Annotated in this window: 3 protein-coding genes; 1 reads left to right on the top strand and 2 read right to left on the bottom strand. The window is 33.5% G+C overall.

What is annotated here, in order from left to right; translation table 11 throughout:
- Positions 1–216: 216 nt before the first annotated feature.
- Positions 217–1,395: a DcaP family trimeric outer membrane transporter gene (locus Q0A18_RS07775; RefSeq protein WP_292009580.1), complete on the top strand. Its 1,179-nt coding sequence runs from the start codon at positions 217–219 to the stop codon at positions 1,393–1,395.
- A 253-nt stretch (positions 1,396–1,648) separates the two neighbouring features.
- Here Q0A18_RS07775 and Q0A18_RS07770 read toward each other — a convergent pair whose 3' ends face one another.
- Positions 1,649–2,296 carry a DnaJ domain-containing protein gene (locus Q0A18_RS07770; RefSeq protein ID WP_292009581.1) on the bottom strand — a complete coding sequence of 216 codons (648 nt, stop codon included), beginning with the start codon at positions 2,294–2,296 and terminating at the stop codon, positions 1,649–1,651.
- Positions 2,297–2,473: 177 nt separating this feature from the next.
- Positions 2,474–2,715, bottom strand: a 242-nt coding sequence (locus Q0A18_RS07765; protein ID WP_292009579.1) for a hypothetical protein, incomplete at its 5' end; no start/stop codon positions are given.

Below are 2,715 nucleotides of genomic sequence, written 5' to 3'. Positions count from 1 at the left end.
AATTATTATTAATAATAGAATATTCCATTAATTTTAATAGATTTTATTAAATGCAAAGATTATCTATTTAATCTATTAAAAAATATTTTTGTAATTGAATTTCTATATTAGTCTCTTTTTACTCACAGACTTATTTTATTAAAAAGAATTAATTAAAATATACCCTGTAAATAATGAAGTAAACGGAAACAAGTATAAAATAAAACACAACACACGATGAAAAAAAATTATTTGGGGTTTATGACCTCATTATCATTTATTACCCTATTCAGTATAAAAATAAATGCCCAGACGACAATTATAAGTAAAAAGGACAATCAGGAAACCTCAGGCGACAACTGGTCTGTATATCTTAAAGGGTTTATTCAAGCGGATGCTATGTTGGATTTTCAGAGCATGGGCTTTAAAGACGGATTTGCAGCTACTTCTATCACGCTTCCTCAAAACAACACTACCAGCAGTAATTTCAGTGTTAAACAATCCCAAGTAGGGTTTGGAATAGAAGACTCTAAGAGGGATCTTTCAGCCTATGCTGAAATAGATTTCTTTGGTCCTAATGGAACTACAGCTCCCAGATTTAGAAAAGGCTATATTCAATGGAAAAATTGGCTTGTAGGACAAACTTGGAGTAATTTCTCAGACATTTCCGCTTTTCCCAATATGTTTGATTTTGCAGGCCCGAATGGTTTTTTATTCAGCAGAAGAATCCAGATCCGGTATTCAAAAAAATTTGCACCACATCACGATCTGTCAATATCTCTGGAAGATCCGAAATATCCCAGCATTACTCTTCCTGAAGATACTTTATTATGGAAAAAGAAACCGTTGATCCCAACTTTTACCACTATGTACCGTTATGGTAACGAAAACAGCTACATAAAGGTGGGAGGAATTCTGGTTCCTATAAGTTATGAAAGAAGAGATAAAACCGAGGATCCTTATAACACCCATACTATTTTAGGATACGGAGCCCTAATTTCTGGCCGATATGATCTCAACCCGTCCAACAATATCAGATTCCAGTCTTCCTATGGAAAAGGGTATTCAAACACTAATCAGGTCCTGGATGGAGAAAAATATGATGCGATTCCGAATCCTCAAAACGGGAATGCTCTGGAAACTCTCAGTCTTTTTAATATTTTAGGAATTTATGAACACTGGTGGAGTCCCAAATGGAGCTCAGTAGCCTATTACAGCTATTCTCAGGTAGGAAAAAAATCTTTTATACCGGGAGATATGCTGAGAAACTTTCAAAACGGAGGTTTGAATATTGTTTTTCAGCCCTATAAAAAATTACGCATAGGTGTAGAAGGAAATTATGGAAGTGTCCAGAAATTTAATACTCAGCAGGGTCATGCCTTTAGAATCCAATGCTCTTCTTCCCTCAATTTTTAAAACTGAAAATCAAGGCGTTAAATAAAAAATAAAAAGTATTTTTGAATTTTAAGAATATTTATAGATTAACCTTAATTATATTTATTCTAAATTAATATATTTGCATCATGAATGCAATCGTACCTTTCAAAGTACCACCTTTAACGCCTTATTCTTTTAAAAATGAGGAATTATTCTGTGAGAAAAAATCTTGCTGTAAAAAATTCAAGAAAGGAAAAAGATGTAAAAAGTGTCCGGGAAGAAAGAAATTAGCTTAATCAAAGCTTTTTATCAGAAAATACACTGCCAGCAATATAAATAATACTGCCAGAATTATCTGGAATATTTTAGGCTGTCCTTTAGGGTTTTGTAGTGTTTTAGGCTGTGATTTAAATAAGTCTTCTGCTTCATTCCTAAATTTTTCCGTCTTGTTTTCAAAAACTTCTGTAATCGTTATTCCCTGAACTATAGTTTTATGCAGCAAAGAATTGGTTACATGCAACAGAATCTGAAATTTACCATCTTTAAACTCGGTAATTTTAAAAGTTCTTTCTCCATAAGCTTTCTCCAACCCGAAAGGAAGAACCTTTACCACATCTGCATTCTGTGTCTGCCAACTGATAATAATCTCTTCTCCTTTTTTAGCATGAACTTTATTGGCAGTAAAGCTTTTTATGCTTGGAGGTATATTATATCTGAAACTTCTCTGATGGCTTTCTAAGTTCTGATCATATGTTTTTCTGCGGGCAGGATCACTGAGCATTTCATATGCCTCCTGGATCTCACGGAAACGATCAGCAAAAAAATCATCATTTTCATTTTTATCAGGATGATATTTTAAAGAAAGTTTCCTATAGGCTTTTTTGATGTCTTCTTCTGAGGCATCCTGAGAAATTCCAAGAAAATAATAGTAATCCTTCACGAATAGAATGGTGTATAACCACACAAAAATAAGGATTTATTTTCCGAATTCCTTAATTAAAGGGGGAATATTTCAACACGCTTTCACACAATAATAGCGAGAATAAAAAAATTTCGGGACAGAAAGCAAAGCTTTCTGTCCCGAAATTAAACAATTTCAAATTTAGTTTTTAAAAGACTATGCTTCAAACTTTTCATGTCTCGACCTGCAGCATCCGGATTGGAATTCTTTTTTGAATTTTCCTTTTAGCTCCTGATATTGCTCATCATTCATTTCTCTGATTTTATCGGCAAGTCCAAACGGAGACCTTTCTTTTATTCCATATTCGTTAAAGACACCTTTTATAAAACTTTTTCTTTTCGCTGCTTTTTTAGCAATCAGTGCAACACCTACTACGGCAAGTGCTCCTAGTGCACCTT

Origin of the sequence: Chryseobacterium sp., assembly GCF_022712095.1 — a bacterium.
Lineage (GTDB): Bacteria > Bacteroidota > Bacteroidia > Flavobacteriales > Weeksellaceae > Chryseobacterium.
The sequence above is the reverse complement of the archived record's forward strand: the minus strand, read 5'-3'. Positions and strand labels throughout refer to the sequence as shown.

Coding starts and splice junctions, on each gene's coding strand:
- Q0A18_RS07775 (WP_292009580.1), top strand. CDS start 217: ATGAAAAAAAATTATTTGGGGTTTATGACCTCATTATCATTTATTACC.